The sequence below is a fragment of the Catenulispora yoronensis genome (genome assembly GCF_039531695.1).
GTDB classification, from domain to species: Bacteria; Actinomycetota; Actinomycetes; order Streptomycetales; family Catenulisporaceae; genus Catenulispora; species Catenulispora yoronensis.
The window spans coordinates 1-14,758 of the sequence record NZ_BAAAQN010000044.1 but is presented as its reverse complement, the minus strand read 5'-3'; the positions used below and the strand labels follow the sequence as shown (position 1 = coordinate 14,758).

The window sequence follows — 14,758 nt, the reverse complement described above, 5'->3', positions numbered from 1 at the left end:
AGGCCGGGCACGGCCGGGCAAGGAGACTCGCGATGAAGATGACCGACTACGCACCCGGCACCCCGTGCTGGGTGGACCTGGGCACCTCGGACATGGAGGGTTCGAAGGCCTTCTACGGAGGTCTGTTCGGGTGGAACGCGGAGATCAGCGACGACCCGGCCACCGGCGGGTACGGCATGTTCCTGCTGGACGGCGTCCCGGCGGCGGGCGTGATGCCGCTGATGTCCCCGGAGCAGCCGGTCGCCTGGTCGACGTACGTCTCGGTGACCGACTCCGAGGCGACGGCGGCGAAGATCGAGGCCTCGGGCGGAAAGGTGCTGGTGGCGCCGATGGACGTCACCGACGTCGGCCGTATGGCGGTCTTCGTCGACCCGGGCGGCGCGGCCTTCGGCACCTGGCAGCCCGGGACCTTCCCCGGCGCCGGCGTGGTCAACGAGCCCGGCAGCCTGTGCTGGGACGAGCTGGCGACCCGGGACGCGGCGACGGCGAAGGCCTTCTACCCGGCGGTGTTCGGCTGGGGCGCGGAGACCAACCCCATGGGCGAGGACATGGAGTACACCGAATGGAAGCTCGGCGGCCGTGACGTCGGCGGCATGATGGAGATGGACGACAAGAACTTCCCGCCGGAGGTGCCGCCGCACTGGGCGGTCTACTTCGCCACGGCCGACTGCCAGGCCTCGGCGGACAAGGTCGCCAAGCTCGGCGGATCGGTGACGGTACCGCCGACGGAGATCCCGGTCGGGACGTTCGCGGTGTGTCAGGACCCGCAGGGCGCGTTCTTCTCGCTGATCCAGCTGAGCGAGGAGCGGGCGGCGCAGTCGGGCGGCGCGGCGGCTTGAGCGGTTGCGGTAGGCGGAGCGGTCGCGGCGGCTGAGCGGTCGCTGTGGCCTGAGCGGTCGCGGTGGCCTGAGCGGTCGCGGCAGCTTGAGCAGGCGCGGCGGCATAGCGGTCGCGGCGGCCTGAGATGGGTGTGAAGAAGCCCCTTGCCGATCCGAGGATGTCCTCGGACCGGCAGGGGCTTCTCCGCTCATTACCCGTCATTGCCCGTCACTCACTCCCGGCGGCGCCGGATCGTGACCCGCGAGCGCGTCATCCCGGCCGCGCCGAAGGCGGCCAGCGTCGGCAGCGCGACGATCACCACCGCCAGGAACAGCCACGGCACCACCAGCTGGAGCGCGCCGGGCGGCGGCCCGAACACCGCCTCCTTGCTCACGTTGTGCTTGGCCTCCAGCAGCCCCAGCGCCGGCAGCAGCCCGAACAGCGCGCCGAGCAGCGCCCCGAGCCCGGCGGTGGCCGCCGCCTGGGAGCCGGCCAGCGCCCGCCGCACCCGGGGCCGGGCCCCGACCGCGGTCAGCGTCTCCAGGTCGTTCTGCGCGTCGGTGATGGCCAGCCCGGTGGCCACCGCGGCGGCGCCCAGCATCACCACGCCGGCCACCGCGGCCAGCGCCAGCAGCCCGACGAAGGTCTGGCTCTGATAGCCGCGCTCGACGTAGAAGCTCTGTTCGATCCCGGCCGCGGCGACCACGTCGTCGGCCTTCTTCTGCTCGGCGTCGGTCGGCATGCGCGTGGTGCTGAACACGATCGCCTGCGGGCTGAAGACCACGCCGAGCTTGTCCAGCGCGCCGGGGGCGACGATCGCCTTGATGCCGATGTTCGGGGCCTGGACGGCGATGGCCGGCAGCGTCAGCGGGGGCCGGTCGTCCGAGGGGCAGCCGGGCTGCTCCCCGATCGCCTGCTTGCCGTCGAGCTCCACCGTCGCTCCGCCGTCGGCGACGCAAATGACGTTGGTTTTGACCTGCACCGTCGGCGCGGCCCCGGCCGTGGAGAGCTCCACCGGCGAGAACACCACGACCCCGCCGGCCCGCAGCACGCCCTCGGCCGCCGGATCCGGGCGGCCCAGGGCCACCCGCACGGCCTCCGGACCGCCGGAGACGATGTCGCTGAACCCGAGGCCGTAGTGGTTCGCCGCGGAGCCGGTTTTGTAGTCGCAGCGCGGGTCCCGCGAGTGCTGCCGGATCAGATCCTCCAGCGCGGCGCCCTCGGTCCCCGGGGGGATCGTCGGGCACTGGTTGGCGGCGGTCCGCTGGATCTCGGGAACCTGGTACGACTTCGCCTGCCCGGGTGCGGGTTTGGTCTTCGTCTGCACGTCGGCGACGGTCGGCGCGGTCGGGTCCAGGACGTCGTCGACGATCGCGTACTCGCTGGTCGGCAGGGTCGCGGCGAGCTGCTTGGCGAGCTGGTCGGCGGGCTCGCCCAAGTTCGCTTCGAACCGCACCGCGGCCTGGCCGGGATGCAGGTCGGAGGTGTAGTCGTGGCGGCTCTGGGCGTCGAGCGAGGTCACGATCATGGCGACCGCCGACGCCCCGGCCACCGCGGCCATGATCGCCGCCACCGCCGGGGCGGTGCGGCCCCGGTTGCGGGCGCCGTCGCGCACCGCCAGCCGCCCGGTCAGCGGCAGCACCCGGCCCAGCCGACCGAACCAGCTGACCAGCAGCGGCGTGCAGGCCACCACGCCGAGTTCGGCCAGCGCGATCCCTGCCGCCACCGGCCAGGTGTGGGTCCCGGTGAGCGAGCCGCCGAGGATCAGCGCCGTGCCCACGCCGAGCCCGACGAGTCCGACCACCGACATCCGCCAGGGCGTGCGGACCTGGCCGCGGCGCCCGGTCAGCGCGGCCAGCACGTCCTGCCGCGCGGTGACGATCGCCGGGGCCAGGGCCGCGGCCAGGCCGGTGAGCACACCGACCGCGGCGGCGCCGAGCAGCTCCTCCGGCACGATCCGGAAGCCGCCCGGATTCTGCTGGCTCAGGTGCGCGAACAGCGGCAGCGTGACGGCGCCGGCGACGACCCCGAGCACGGTGCCGGCCACCCCGCCGGCCAGGCCCAGGACCACGCCGTCGGCCAGCACGATGCGGCGCAGCCGCCGACCGTCGGCGCCGGCCGCGCCGAGCAGGCCGAAGTCGCGGCGCCGGCGCCGGGCGCTGACCGCGAAGGCCGGACCGGCCAGCAGCACGACCTCCAGCAGCACCATCGCCAGCGCGATGGCGACGACGGCCACGGTCGCCGCCCGGACACCGCCGCCGGAGTCGAAGACGTCGGAGTTCGCCGTGTAGTACGGCATCTGCGATCGCGCCGGCGGGTCGCTGACGACCTTCTTCGACTCGACGGTGAAGCCGGCCGTGTTGAGCTTCTGCACCAGCGACCAGTCCACGCCCCCGGGCAACGCGACGAAGTACTGCTCGGGGTTGGGCTGGGAGCCGCCCTGGAAGGTGCCGTGGCGGACGAAGACCTGGTCGGCGTAGAGGTCGTCGTCGCCGTCGTAGATGCCGGAGATGCGCAGGGTCTTGGCCGTGGCACCGGTCTCGGCCGTGCCGGGCACGGGGCCGTAGGAGAGCAGGCGGGCACTGATGCTGTCGCCGACGCCCTTGCCGAGGTGGTCGGCCAGCGAGTGGCTGATCGCGACCTGGTCGTCGGCGGCCGGCGCGACGCCCTCGCGCTGCCGGGCGATGCCCGCGGTCAGCGGATCGGCGAGGTCCAGCTCGCGCAGGGTGGCGAAGCGGCGGCCGGCGCCGTCGGTGATGACGGCCTGGAGGTCGTGCTCCATCGGGCCGGTGATCCGGGTGCCGGGGGGCAGCAGCTTGGCGAGGTCGGTGGCGTCGCCGTGCAGGCGGGTGGGGGTGCGGGTGGGGGCCGGGGTTGTGGGGGTGGTGGCCGGGGTTGTGGGGGTGGTGGCCGGCGCGGTGGAGGTGGCGGAGGTGGCCGGCGCGGTGGAGTTCGCGGAGCCGTTGGAGCCGTTGGAGCTGCTGGCGCCGGTGGAGTTGTTCAGGTTCGCTGGGAGGAAGCGGCTGCCGTCGGCGTTCTGGTAGATCGGCGTGTTGGTCGTGGCGGCGACCATGGCGTCGTAGTGACCCATGTCCCGCACCGCCTGCTCCGCAGCGGTGACCTGGGAGGAGCGCCACAGCGTGTCAGCCGCGGAGGCGCCGGCGACCGGCAGGGCGAGCATGGCGACGACCATCAGCGAACGGCCCTTGTTCCGCAGGGCCTCGCGACGCGCGACGCGCAGGGCCAGGGCCCAGCTACGCAGAGGGTTGGTGCCGGTGCTGGTGCTGGATCTCGTGCCAGTGCTGGATCTCGTGCCTGATCCCGTGCCGGATCCGGTCATGCGTCGGCCCCGCCGGGCACGAGCAGGTCCTCGGCACGCTGCGAGGGGGCGGACTCGTCGACGATGAGGCCGTCGCGGATGAAGACGATGCGGTCGGCCCAGGCGGCGTGCCGGGCCTCGTGGGTGACCAGGACGCCGGCGGCGCCGTCGTCGCAGCGCTTGCGCAGCAGACGCAGGACGGCCTCACCGGTCTCGGTGTCCAGGGCCCCTGTGGGCTCGTCGGTGAGGATGAGGCGGCGCTCGCCGATCAGCGCGCGGGCGATGGCGACCCGCTGCTGCTGTCCGCCCGACATCTCGTCCGGGAAGCGGTCGGCCTCGGGACGCAGGCCCACCTCCTCCAGCGCGGCGATGGCCTCCTGCCGAGCCTTGCGCGCCGACATGCCGTCCAGCTCCCGGGGCAGCGCCACATTCTCAGCGGCGGTCAACGCGGGGATGAGGTTGTAGTCCTGGAAGACGTAGCCGACCGAGCGGCGACGGATCGCAGCCAGCTGCGCCTTGGACTGACTGGCCAGCGTCGTGCCCTCGATCACCACCTCCCCGCCGGTCGGCGCGTCCAGGCCGCCGGCCAGCGACAGCAACGTCGACTTGCCGGACCCGGACGGACCCATGACCGCCACCAGCTCCCCCGCCGCCACCGCGAGATCCACACCCCGCAGGGCGTGCACCTCCGCGGCACCCTTGCCATGCACCCGGGTCACCCGCCGCAGCTCCAGCACCGGCCGGCCGTTCACGACCCCGCTCATTTCCTGTTCCCCTCGCTTGTGGCTGTGCTCGTGGCTGTGCTGTTGGTTGTGCTGTTCGCTGTGCTGTTCTTGTTCGCGGCGCTGTTCTTGTTCGCTGCGCTGTTCTTGTCCGCGGCGCCTGTCGCGATGCTGCTGGCCGTGCCATTGGCAGTGCCGTTAGCCGTGCTGCCGACCGTCTTGGCGTGCCGAAGCACCTTGGCCTCAACGTGGTCCAACCACCGGATCTCGGCCTCGCTCTGAAAGATCATCGAATCCACCACCAACGCGGCGGCCAGCTCCTCGACCCCCAACCGCGCCTTGACCCGCGTGTAGTCCTGCAAAGCACCCAAAGCGTGCTTCCGCTGCGCATGCACAATCCCCGGCACGTCGATCCCCTCCACGGTGACAGCGAGCGCCAACTTCACCGCCAACTCATCCCGCGGCCGCTCAGCCCGCGTCACCGGCCGCGCGAACCAACTGAGCAACTCCTCCCGCCCAGCCTCCGTGATCCGGTAGAAGACATGGTTCTGCGCATCCTGCCCAGCAGGCTCGACAAAACCATCCCGCTCCAACCGATTGAGCGTGGTGTACACCTGCCCGATGTTCAACGGCCACGTAGCCCCCGTCCGCTCCTCGAACTCGGCCCGGAGCTGATAGCCGTAACGGTCGCCGTCCGCGAGAACGGCCAGGAGGGAGTGCTTGACGGACATGTCAACGTGCCCGTGCATACTCAGTATGGGGTGCGGTCATGGGTATATACATACCGGGTATGCATGGGTGGGGGCAAGGGGGCTGGTGGCGGCGTGCGCAGCACTCGCACCAGCCCCGGCTGATGACCGGCACGCGACGACGCCCCCATCCTCGGACGCGCTGCTGCTACCCGCCGAAGTCGATCACTGGTTCGAGGAGCATCTGCCTGGCCAGGAGGGCTAGCTGCGATTCGACCTGATCTGGGCAGCGGTCGAGCGGACCGGCTCCTTCGATGAGCTCCCGGGCCCTACCGCGACGGCGGCAACCTCGCAGCCGCCCAGCAAACCTATGTGGCTGCGTTGATCGAACACGAGGACCTTTGGCGAGCCGCCGGCGCCAGGGTTTGGCGGTCCCGGACTCCAGATAGCCCGCTGGCCCGCTAGACCAGGCGTCGCACCATCTCGCGCATGACGTCAACAGGCAGCGCAGGGTTTTGGGCCGCGTTGAGAGCAGTGCGCTCATCGCGCAACAACATCGTGAGGAGCCGGGGCGGCAGGCCGGGGTTCGCTACCACGTCGTGATGCCGTCCGGTCTTGCTGATCAGTCGCTCCGCAGTCCGAGTGGGGATATGGGGATCGGACTCTGCGCGCTGACGGACATTCTCGTCGGGATCGTCGATGAGCCGTTCCACCAGCGGTTCCGGCCTAGGCCGACGCGCCATGCGTCGAGAACGCGGTGGACTCCGGATCGTCTAACGCAAGGCGGCAGGCCACATGTCTCAGAGAACCTACCGGAACGTCCTACCCTTGCTGCGTGGCGCCTGAAGCTGACGCGATCCTGTCTCGGACGAACTGGCGGAATCTGGAACACGCCAGAGGCAGCGCCGACGATCTGCCCTGGAGGCTCCGGCGGTTCCTGGACGAAAAGATCATGGTCCGAACCGACGCGGTGGCCGGTTGTCTCGAAGAAGTCAGCCACCAGGGCAGCACCTACTCGGCGACGACTCCCGTCGCGCTCTACGTCGCGGCGCTCCTGGACGATCCTCGCACCGCCATGCTTGACGTCATCAGCCGAGACGGGGAACTGTGGCCGCTTCGCCTGGTGCTGATCGACTGGTTGGGGACGGTTGCGGCTGACGTCGGCGACAAGGCACTGACGTGGTGTCGCGTGTACGGGGCCGGGGAGCAGCGGACGCAGTCCTCTCTGCGCGCCGTTCGTCCGTCGCTGCTGCGTGCCGTCTTAGCCTTTGCCGGGGACTCGCGAATGAGCGTGCGGCGGGTCGCTGCCGCCGCTGCGCTTCGCATACTTGATCCGCCAGAGGAGTGTCATCAGGATCCTGATGGGCTGCGGCAACTCGCTATCGCAATGCTTAAGGCTGGTTCTGGTGCTGGGGCTGGGGCCGAGGCCGAAAGCGGTTCGCGCTGCGACGAGCAGGCGCTGGGCAGCGTCGATGCCTGGTGCCGGGCAATTGAGGAGTCGCGGGCGGACGCGGTGCCATATATCGGCGGGTCTTACTATCCGTGGCGGCCGCAGTGGAAGAACCTGCCGATGTGGCTCGTCTTTCGCACCGTCATTGCCGAACGTCGCCCAGCGATCCCGAGGGTGTCGCAAGCGATACCGCTGTTTGCTGATCCTCCCGAGGCCGATCGGAACGACCGCGGGTTCCTGCGGGACTTCTACAACGACATTCTCCACCAGGACACCTGTGGTCCGCAGACCGTCGACGGCGTTCCGCTTCTGGCTGCGATCGCCGTTGACGAACGCGTCCCGCCCCAGCATCGCTTCGATGCTGTCAAGCTGTTGTTCAGTATCGCGACCGTGTCTGGCCGCCACGAGGCCCAGAACTGGCCGGACACCCCGCCGCACGCCGACCCTCGCAGCGAGGAAGCGGCGCGTGCGGCGGTCCAGCAGTACGTGCCGGAGCTGCTTGCTCGATGGAGCAGCGAGTGCCCCGCAGTGCAGTTGGCGCTCGCAGCTCTCGCAGTGGTGTCCCCTACTGCGCGCACGTCGCCAGCGCTCGCAGCCCGACTCCAGGGGTTCGTCGACCGTCATCCTGCCGCTACAGGTATTGGCGACTTCACGCGCTTCGTGCTCGACCTCGCCACCGACGACGAATGCACGATCGGCAAATCGGTCGAGACTCTGACCAACGCGTACTGGCGAGGCACTCCTCGGAGTGCTCCGCTGCGGGGCAGAGCATTTCATCTGCTGGAACAGGTGTTGGTCAAGGTCAGGTACGAGCTCACCGCGCCCACACCGATCACGGTCGCGGTCGGCGCGTGATGACCATGATGTATTCGCAGGGGGTGTCGGTTCGGTTGGCGAAGCCGTGTTCGACGTCGGCTTGGAAGAACAGGGAGTCGCCGGTGTCCAGGGTTTCGGTGATGCCGCCGGTTGCGACGGTGAGGGTGCCTTTGAGTACCACGACCTGCTTCTCCGTTCCCGGCGGGTAGGCGGGTAGGAGGCCCATGGAGATGTGCGCGGGGAGGTAGTGGACGATCAGTTCCGCTCCGCCTGCGCCTGGGGCTGCTGACACCATGTGCCGTTCGAAGCCGGTTTCCGGGTCGCGGAAGATGGGGCGTTCCTTCTTGCGCATGACGACGGCTACGCCTGTGGTGTCTGCGGTCGGGGCGCCGATCAGGTCGGAGAGGGACGCGTCGAGCGCGTGGGCGATTCTGGAGGCGATGCCGATTGTCGGGCTTTTCTCGCCGCGTTCGACCTTGGACAGCATTGCGCGGCTGACTGATGACTGGGTCGAGAGCTGTTCGAGTGTCAGGCCCGCTTCTTCGCGGCGGCGGCGGACGTTGCTGCCGAAAGCGCCGGCTAGGTCGTCAGGGGGCTGTGGGTGGAGCTGGGGGCTGGGCTCTGGCTCGGCCGGGCTTGGGTCTTGCTGGGCCGCCATAGCCATCGTGCTCCTTGATCGGTGAGTACCTTGCCGGCCCAGTGTATGATTTCTTCTAAAGGAGAACCAGTCTTCTATTGGAGACGTGGCCCGACCATAACGGAGGTTCCATGCGCCTGGTCTCAAGTGGCAAGCTCCACGCCACCTTCGAATTCGGCGAACTGCAAGTGATCGCGCTGCGGGACGGTTACATCGACATGCCGCCGACTCGGCTGCGCGACGAGGACGGGTGCCCGCTCGCTGAGGTGCCGGCCGTCGTCCCGATAGTCGGCGGCAATCTGCGGCTCGCGGTCAACGCTTTCTATGTCGCCGATGGCACGCGGTCGCTGCTCGTCGACACCGGCGCGTCCGACAACTGGCACGACCCGACTATGGGGTTGATCTACGACGCGCTCGATGAAGCGGGGGTCGATCGTGCGCAGATCACGGATGTCGCTATCACTCATGACCATGAGGACCACGTCAGTGGCCTGATTATGCCGGACGGCTCCGAGGCGTTCGCGGGGCTGGAGCGCGTGTGGATGGGTGAGGGCGACACCGCGGTGTTCACGGGGCGGCTCGAACGGATCCGCGATCGGGTCGTGTCGGTGCCGGTGTCGGAGCGGATTGCGATCAATTCTTGGGCGACTGCGGTCCCGGCGCCGGGACACACGCCTGGTCACACTGTCTATGAGATCAGGAGCGGCGCTGGGGAGCTTCTCGTCTGGGGCGACACGGTCCATGTCCCGACGCTTCAGTTCGGTCAGCCGAAGGTGTCGTGGGAGTTCGACGGCGACCAGGCGCAGGCGCGCGCTGCGCGGGCCGCGCTGCTTGAACAGCTGAGCCAGCCGCGACGCTTTGTCGCCGGCGCCCACCTTGACTCGCCTGGCATCGCTCGCGTGACTCCCGCTGGCAATGGGTACGCGCTGGAGTACCTTGCTCCGCCGATTGGGTGATGAGGGAGGGGGGTGAGTGAGGGGGGGTGAATGAGGGGGGTGAGGGGTTGATGCGCTGATGGAGTGATGCGCGGGCTGCTATTTCAGCACTCGAAAACGGAGGTCGGTGAGCTGGTCCGTCTCGGCGACCTCGACGCGCTCCAGCGTCACTCCGAGCGCGGGGCCGGAGACCAGGCGCACGCCGTCGCCCAGCAGAACGGGCGCGATGTGGACGAGGATCTCGTCCAGCAGCCCGGCCTCCAGGCATTGGCGGGCGGTGTTCGCGCCGAAGACGACGACGTCCTGGCCGTCGGCCGCCTTGCGGGCGGCGGCGACGCCGTCGGCGATGGTCCCGGAGAGGAACGTGATCGACGGATCCGCGTCGCCCGGGACCGGCCGGTTCGTCATGACGAAGACCGGTCCCCGCCAGCCGCCGCCGTAGACGCCGTCGAGGCCGTTGTAGCGCTCCATCGCGACGTCGTACCAGCCCCGCCCGCCGAGCAGCGCCCCGGTTGTGCGCACCACCTCGCGCGCCGAGGCGGGCATGCGGGAGGCGTGGGCGGACACGAAGTCCATGGACTGATCCGGGCCGGTGATGAAGCCGTCCAACGACATTGTGATGTGCCAACGCACTGTGTCGGTCGTGGTGTCGGGCGCTGTGTTGGTCATGGTGCGGTTCCCTCCGTGGAATCGGCGGCTTGGGGATTCTTCGCGAGCCAGGCGTCGTGGGCGCGGTAGAGCATCCGCTGGTGGGTGTCATGCAGCCCACTGATAGCCTCACCGACCCCGGTGTCGACCAGGCGACCGACCGCGTCGAGGAGCTTCAACAGATCCGGCACGGTGAAGCCGTCGACCATGAGTTCGTGGTTGTGGTTGAACGACAGCGGGCCGTTTTGCAGGCTCACGATGGTCTTCTCGGTCTGGAGCTCGACCTCGCGCCGCAGGACCGGGGTGAGGCCGGAGGCCAGAATCACCGCGATCTCATCGGCCAGCCCGTCGCTCTGCGCAGCAGTCAGCTGCTCCCCCACCGCGTCCCCGATCACCCACCGAGTGACGTCCCGGAAATGCTCACGCAGGATGGGGACGTCGGGATCGATCAACCCTTCCGGTGTCGACCCGGGAGACGGGCCGCCGCTGTCTGCCATGGCGGCAATCTAGCGGCGAGGACAGACAGGAAGGGTCCTGTCATGGATCTGAGTCAGTATCTCCGCGCGAAGCGCATCGAGTTCAGCTGTCCACGCTTCTACACGGCCGGCATGACGAAAAGAATCGGGACGTGTAGCATCCCGGTTATGCAGATGGGTGAGGGCGTCGAGTGGGGGTTGCACTGCCTCATGGCGCTGGTGTGGCTGGAGGAGCAGGGGCCGGTGGCGGCGGGGCGGTTGGCGGAGGTGTTCGAGTTGCCGCCGGAGTATCTCAAGAAGCGGCTTCAGCCTTTGGTTCGGGCTGGGATTCTGGCGTCGACGCCGGGGGCGCGTGGGGGCTACTCGCTGGCGCGGGCGCCGGAGAAGATCACGCTTATGGATGTTGTCGCCGCTGTTGAGGGTCGTGAGGACGCGTTCCGGTGCACCGAGATTCGGCAGCAGGGGGCGGGGGTGTTGGCGTCGGTGGGTGAGTTCGGGCGGCCGTGCGGGGTGGCGGCGGCGATGCGGAGGGCGGAGATGGCCTGGCGGCGGGAGTTGGCGGCGCAGACGTTGGCGGATCTGCTGGGGGTGGCGCCGGCGGGGGCGGCGGGGCGGGTGCGGCGGTTTCATCAGAGTCGGTAGGGGCGGGATGGGGCGGAGCAGTTTCGTTTGCCCTGGTTTGTGAATGTAAGAAGTCTTAGCAGCTGACCCGGCCGACGCGCCGGGTCTCTTTTGGAGGGGATTCGGGATGTCTAATGTCTCGATAGCGGCGAGTTCCACATCTCGGGTCGGCCCCGATCGTGAGACCGGCCAGGGTGGCGATAGCGGCGGTTTGGCACGCACGCTTGTTCTGGCTCTCGGGACGTTCGCCGTCGGTACTGACGCCTTCGTGCTCGCGGGCTTCCTGCCCGACGTCGCGCATTCGCTGCACACGTCCACGTCGAGCGCGGGCCAGGCGGTCACGGTCTTCGCCGCCGCCTACGCCCTGGCGTCGCCGCTCGTCGCCACCGCCACGGCGCGCCTGCCCCGGCGCGCGCTGCTGGTCGCGGCGCTGGTGGTGCTGGCCGCCGCCAACGCGGCGTCGGCGCTGGCGCCGAACCTGCCGCTGTTGCTGGCCAGTCGGGTCGTCGCGGCGGTCGGGGCGGCGGGGTACACGCCGACGGCGGGGGCGGTGTCGGCGGCGCTGGTCCGGCCGGAGTTGCGGGGGCGGGCGCTGTCGGTGGTGGTCGGCGGGTTGACGGTGGCGACCGCGCTGGGGGTGCCGCTCGGCGACGCCGTCGGGGCGGTGATGGGGTGGCGCGCGGCGTTGTGGCTGGTCGCGGCGTTGTGTTTGGTGACGGCGCTGGCTGCGGGTGCGCTGATGCCGAGGGTGCCGGGGGCGGCGCCGGTCGCGTGGGCGGCACGGCTGGCGGCTTTGCGGCGGCCGGGGGTGGCGGCTGTGTTGCCGTTGACTGTGTTGGGGATGGCGGCTGCTTACACGGTCTATGCGTATGCGGTGCCTGCGTTGCGGGGGGTTGGTGTTGATGGGTCGGGGTCGGCGTGGATGTTGTGTGCGTATGGGGTGGGGGCGGTTGTGGGCAACCTTGTCGCGGGGGTGGCTGTGGATCGGATCGGGCCGGCTCGGGTGCTGGCTACGGGGTATGTGGTTATGGCGACGGCTATGGGGGTGTTCGCTGTGCTGGCTGCGACGGGGACGCATGTGACGGTTGTCGTTGTGGTGCTGGCGGTGGCGTGGGGTGGGGCGAGTTGGTGTCAGACGCCGGCTCAGCAGCATCGGTTGATGGCGGCGGCGCCGGGTGAGGCGCCGTTGGTGATGGCTTTGAATGCTTCGGCGATTTATGTGGGGATCGGGGTTGGGACGGGGGTGGGTGGGTTGATGGTGGCTTCGGGGGTGGCTGGGATGTTTGGGGTTGCGGCGGGGGTGGCTGTGGTGGCTTTGGGATGGTTGGGGAGGACTTGGAGGGTTGGGGGGTAGGTGGGGTAGGTGGGTGGGGCGGGTCGGCGGGCTGGTGGGCAAGTGAGCTGCCGGGTGCGATGTCCGAGTCCGAGTCCGAGTCCGAGTCCGAGTCCGAGTCCGAGTCCGGGTGCGAGTCCGGGTGCGGGGTGAGGGGTGGGAGAGACCAAGATTTGGCCAAGGTGATCCTGGATTCGTCTCACGTCGATTACCCTCGCGGGGTGACTGGCCGATCCTCCGCGCTTCGGAACGCTGTCTTTGCCGGCGTCTGCGCCGCCGCCCTGACTTCCGCCGCCTGCGGCGGCAGCGGCGGCGCCGCCTCATCCTCGCCGCCCCCGGCGTCGAGCAGCGCGTCCGGCGCCGCCGGCACCGCCCCCGACCCGCCTGCGGCGCCCGGCTCCGCCGCGGACCTCGCCGCGCTGCAGCGCGTCGTACCGCAGCCGACCACTATCACGGCTAACGCCGGCGTCTTCGCCTTCGGCGCTACAACCGCGATCCACGCCTCCGCTGGCGCGGAGCCGATCGCCGCCGACCTGGCCGCGTACCTCAAGCAGCAGACCGGGCTCGCGGTATCGGCGAACGGTGGCGCGGACGCGCCGGTACAGCTCGTTCTGCAACCGACCGGCGGCGATCCGGAGTGGGGCACCGAGGGCTACAAGCTGGTGGTCCGGAGCACGTCGGTCAAGATCACGGCGGCGGACGCGGCGGGGCTGTTCCATGGGGTGCAGACGCTGCGGCAGTTGGTCGCTGGCGACAACAAGGTGCAGGCCGGGGTCATCAGCGATCATCCGCGGTTTGGGTACCGGGGCGTGATGCTGGATGTCGCGCGGCACTTTTACAGCGTTGCTGATGTGAAGTCGTACATTGACGCGGCGGCGCTGTACAAGATCAACGAGTTCCATCTGCATCTGACTGACGACCAGGGCTGGCGGCTGACGGTGCCGGACTATCCGAAGCTCACGTCGGTCGGGGGCGCCTCGCAGGTCGGGGGCGGGGCTGGAGGGTCGTACAGTGCGGCGGATCTGAAGGCGATCGTGGATTACGCCGCTTCGCGGTATATGACGGTGATCCCGGAGGTCGATATGCCCGGGCATGTCGGCGCGGCTGTTCATTCGTACCCTGAGCTGGCGTGCGACGGGCGTAAGCATGGGGCGGTGACGACGGTGTCGCCGGCTTATGACTCGCTGTGCACGAAGAGTGAATCAACATACGGATTTGTCGATTCAGTGATGAAGGCGGCTGCCGAGGCCAGTCCGGGGCCGCTGCTGCATATGGGTGGGGACGAGGCGCAGGCGCTGAATCTGACGCAGTACAACGGGTTCGTGAAGCGGGCGCAGGATGCGGTGGCCGGGACGGGGCGGACGCCGGTGGCGTGGGCGGAGGCGGCGACGGCGCCGTTGTTGCCGCAGACGATTCTTGAGTATTGGGACACGGCGCATCCGTTGCCGGCGGTGGCGCAGGCGGCGACGCGGGGGACGAAGCTGATTATGGCGCCGGGGGATCATGCTTATTTGGATCAGCAGTACACGCCTGGGTTTCCGCTCGGGTTGCATTGGGCTGGGTATACGTCGGTGTCGAAGGCTTATGACTGGGATCCGGTGACGGTGTTGCCGGGGGTGCCGCCGACGGCGGTGGTGGGGGTGGAGGCGCCGTTGTGGTCGGAGACGGTTAAGAGTCTTGCGGATGCTGAGACGTTGGCGTTTCCGCGGTTGCCGGCTGTGGCGGAGATTGGGTGGTCGGCGCCGGTTACGCATGATTTTAAGCAGTTTGCGGGGCGGTTGGGGAAGCAGGCTGGGTTGTGGGGGCGGGTGGGGATTCGGTTTTATCGGTCGCCGGAGGTGCCTTGGAGTTAAGGCGTAAAGCTTAAGGCGTAAGGCCTAAAGCGTAAGGCGTAAGGCTTAAGGCTTAAGTCAAAAGCTTAAGAGGAAAGTCAAAGGCAGTGCCTCCGGCGGGCCTCGGATCCCTCGGGGAAATGGCGCCGGCTCCATAGGGGGGTGGCTGCTAGTCCCTGCGCTGGCGGTTTGTGAGGTGGGGGTTCGCTCCCCTCGGTCCCGTCAGCAGCCCTACGGGTACAGCGCCGCCGCCCAGGTGTCAAGTCCATGCCGTTGCGGTGAGCGCTGTTGGGCTGCGGTTGCGCTTGCATGGACTGGACACCCGGTCGGCGGCACCAGGGCTTCTGCGTTCTCGTCTGGTGGTACGAGTTTGTCGGCCTGGGGCGTGGCCGGTGTGATTTTCGCAGAGTCTTGATGAAAGCGGGCACGGACCCTGATGATCGAGGTTCTCGAAGCCATAC

13 protein-coding genes are annotated in these 14,758 nt (G+C 69.1%); 6 read left to right on the top strand and 7 right to left on the bottom strand.

Annotated features, from left to right (window positions below; translation table 11 throughout):
- Positions 1-32: 32 nt before the first annotated feature.
- Positions 33-839, top strand: a complete 807-nt coding sequence (locus ABD481_RS30035) for a VOC family protein (protein ID WP_344669164.1) — start codon at positions 33-35, stop codon at positions 837-839.
- A gap of 212 nt (positions 840-1,051) precedes the next feature.
- Here ABD481_RS30035 and ABD481_RS30030 read toward each other — a convergent pair whose 3' ends face one another.
- The 4 genes from ABD481_RS30030 to ABD481_RS30015 all read right to left on the bottom strand — a co-directional run bounded on the left by ABD481_RS30030 (position 1,052) and on the right by ABD481_RS30015 (position 6,262).
- Complete coding sequence (locus ABD481_RS30030) at positions 1,052-4,159, bottom strand: ABC transporter permease (RefSeq protein ID WP_344669163.1); 3,108 nt, start codon at positions 4,157-4,159, stop codon at positions 1,052-1,054.
- On the bottom strand, positions 4,156-4,902 hold the full coding sequence (locus ABD481_RS30025; RefSeq protein ID WP_344669162.1) for an ABC transporter ATP-binding protein: 747 nt from the start codon (positions 4,900-4,902) through the stop codon (positions 4,156-4,158). Before ABD481_RS30025 ends, ABD481_RS30030 begins: the two co-directional genes overlap by 4 nt.
- On the bottom strand, positions 4,899-5,591 hold the full coding sequence (locus tag ABD481_RS30020; protein ID WP_344669161.1) for a PadR family transcriptional regulator: 693 nt from the start codon (positions 5,589-5,591) through the stop codon (positions 4,899-4,901). Before ABD481_RS30020 ends, ABD481_RS30025 begins: the two co-directional genes overlap by 4 nt.
- A 419-nt stretch (positions 5,592-6,010) precedes the next feature.
- Positions 6,011-6,262 carry a hypothetical protein gene (locus tag ABD481_RS30015; RefSeq protein WP_344669160.1) on the bottom strand — a complete coding sequence of 84 codons (252 nt, stop codon included), beginning with the start codon at positions 6,260-6,262 and terminating at the stop codon, positions 6,011-6,013.
- Positions 6,263-6,384: 122 nt separating this feature from the next.
- Here ABD481_RS30015 and ABD481_RS30010 point away from each other — a divergent pair, with 122 nt between their 5' ends.
- Complete coding sequence (locus ABD481_RS30010) at positions 6,385-7,854, top strand: hypothetical protein (protein ID WP_344669159.1); 1,470 nt, start codon at positions 6,385-6,387, stop codon at positions 7,852-7,854.
- Here ABD481_RS30010 and ABD481_RS30005 read toward each other — a convergent pair.
- On the bottom strand, positions 7,832-8,473 hold the full coding sequence (locus ABD481_RS30005; RefSeq protein WP_344669158.1) for a helix-turn-helix domain-containing protein: 642 nt from the start codon (positions 8,471-8,473) through the stop codon (positions 7,832-7,834). The two genes, ABD481_RS30010 and ABD481_RS30005, sit on opposite strands and share 23 nt — an antisense overlap.
- A gap of 110 nt (positions 8,474-8,583) precedes the next feature.
- Between ABD481_RS30005 and ABD481_RS30000 the strand changes: the two genes are divergently transcribed.
- On the top strand, positions 8,584-9,408 hold the full coding sequence (locus ABD481_RS30000) for an MBL fold metallo-hydrolase (RefSeq protein ID WP_344669157.1): 825 nt from the start codon (positions 8,584-8,586) through the stop codon (positions 9,406-9,408).
- A 78-nt stretch (positions 9,409-9,486) separates the two neighbouring features.
- On the opposite strand, the gene ABD481_RS29995 is transcribed toward ABD481_RS30000, so the two are convergent.
- Complete coding sequence (locus ABD481_RS29995) at positions 9,487-10,056, bottom strand: dihydrofolate reductase family protein (protein ID WP_344669156.1); 570 nt, start codon at positions 10,054-10,056, stop codon at positions 9,487-9,489.
- Positions 10,053-10,532: a hypothetical protein gene (locus ABD481_RS29990; RefSeq protein WP_344669155.1), complete on the bottom strand. Its 480-nt coding sequence runs from the start codon at positions 10,530-10,532 to the stop codon at positions 10,053-10,055. Before ABD481_RS29990 ends, ABD481_RS29995 begins: the two co-directional genes overlap by 4 nt.
- Before the next feature lie 147 nt (positions 10,533-10,679).
- On the opposite strand from ABD481_RS29990, the gene ABD481_RS29985 reads away from it, so the two are divergent.
- The 3 genes from ABD481_RS29985 (at position 10,680) to ABD481_RS29975 (ending at position 14,318) form a co-directional block, all read left to right on the top strand.
- The gene (locus tag ABD481_RS29985; protein ID WP_344669154.1) at positions 10,680-11,153 is read left to right on the top strand and encodes an RrF2 family transcriptional regulator; all 474 of its coding nucleotides are present in this window, start codon (positions 10,680-10,682) and stop codon (positions 11,151-11,153) included.
- Positions 11,154-11,343: 190 nt separating this feature from the next.
- Positions 11,344-12,486, top strand: coding sequence for an MFS transporter (locus tag ABD481_RS29980; protein ID WP_344669153.1), 1,143 nt, complete (start codon positions 11,344-11,346; stop codon positions 12,484-12,486).
- A 161-nt stretch (positions 12,487-12,647) separates the two neighbouring features.
- Positions 12,648-14,318: a beta-N-acetylhexosaminidase gene (locus tag ABD481_RS29975; protein ID WP_344669234.1), complete on the top strand. Its 1,671-nt coding sequence runs from the start codon at positions 12,648-12,650 to the stop codon at positions 14,316-14,318.
- Positions 14,319-14,758 lie beyond the last annotated feature (440 nt).

Bases quoted from the DNA above. Each gene is read 5' to 3' on its own strand.
- ABD481_RS29990 (WP_344669155.1), bottom strand. From the start codon at position 10,532: ATGGCAGACAGCGGCGGCCCGTCTCCCGGGTCGACACCGGAAGGGTTG.
- ABD481_RS29985 (WP_344669154.1), top strand. From the start codon at position 10,680: ATGCAGATGGGTGAGGGCGTCGAGTGGGGGTTGCACTGCCTCATGGCG.
- ABD481_RS30035 (WP_344669164.1), top strand. From the start codon at position 33: ATGAAGATGACCGACTACGCACCCGGCACCCCGTGCTGGGTGGACCTG.
- ABD481_RS30030 (WP_344669163.1), bottom strand. From the start codon at position 4,159: ATGACCGGATCCGGCACGGGATCAGGCACGAGATCCAGCACTGGCACG.
- ABD481_RS30020 (WP_344669161.1), bottom strand. From the start codon at position 5,591: ATGTCCGTCAAGCACTCCCTCCTGGCCGTTCTCGCGGACGGCGACCGT.
- ABD481_RS29995 (WP_344669156.1), bottom strand. From the start codon at position 10,056: ATGACCAACACAGCGCCCGACACCACGACCGACACAGTGCGTTGGCAC.
- ABD481_RS30005 (WP_344669158.1), bottom strand. From the start codon at position 8,473: ATGGCGGCCCAGCAAGACCCAAGCCCGGCCGAGCCAGAGCCCAGCCCC.
- ABD481_RS30025 (WP_344669162.1), bottom strand. From the start codon at position 4,902: ATGAGCGGGGTCGTGAACGGCCGGCCGGTGCTGGAGCTGCGGCGGGTG.
- ABD481_RS30000 (WP_344669157.1), top strand. From the start codon at position 8,584: ATGCGCCTGGTCTCAAGTGGCAAGCTCCACGCCACCTTCGAATTCGGC.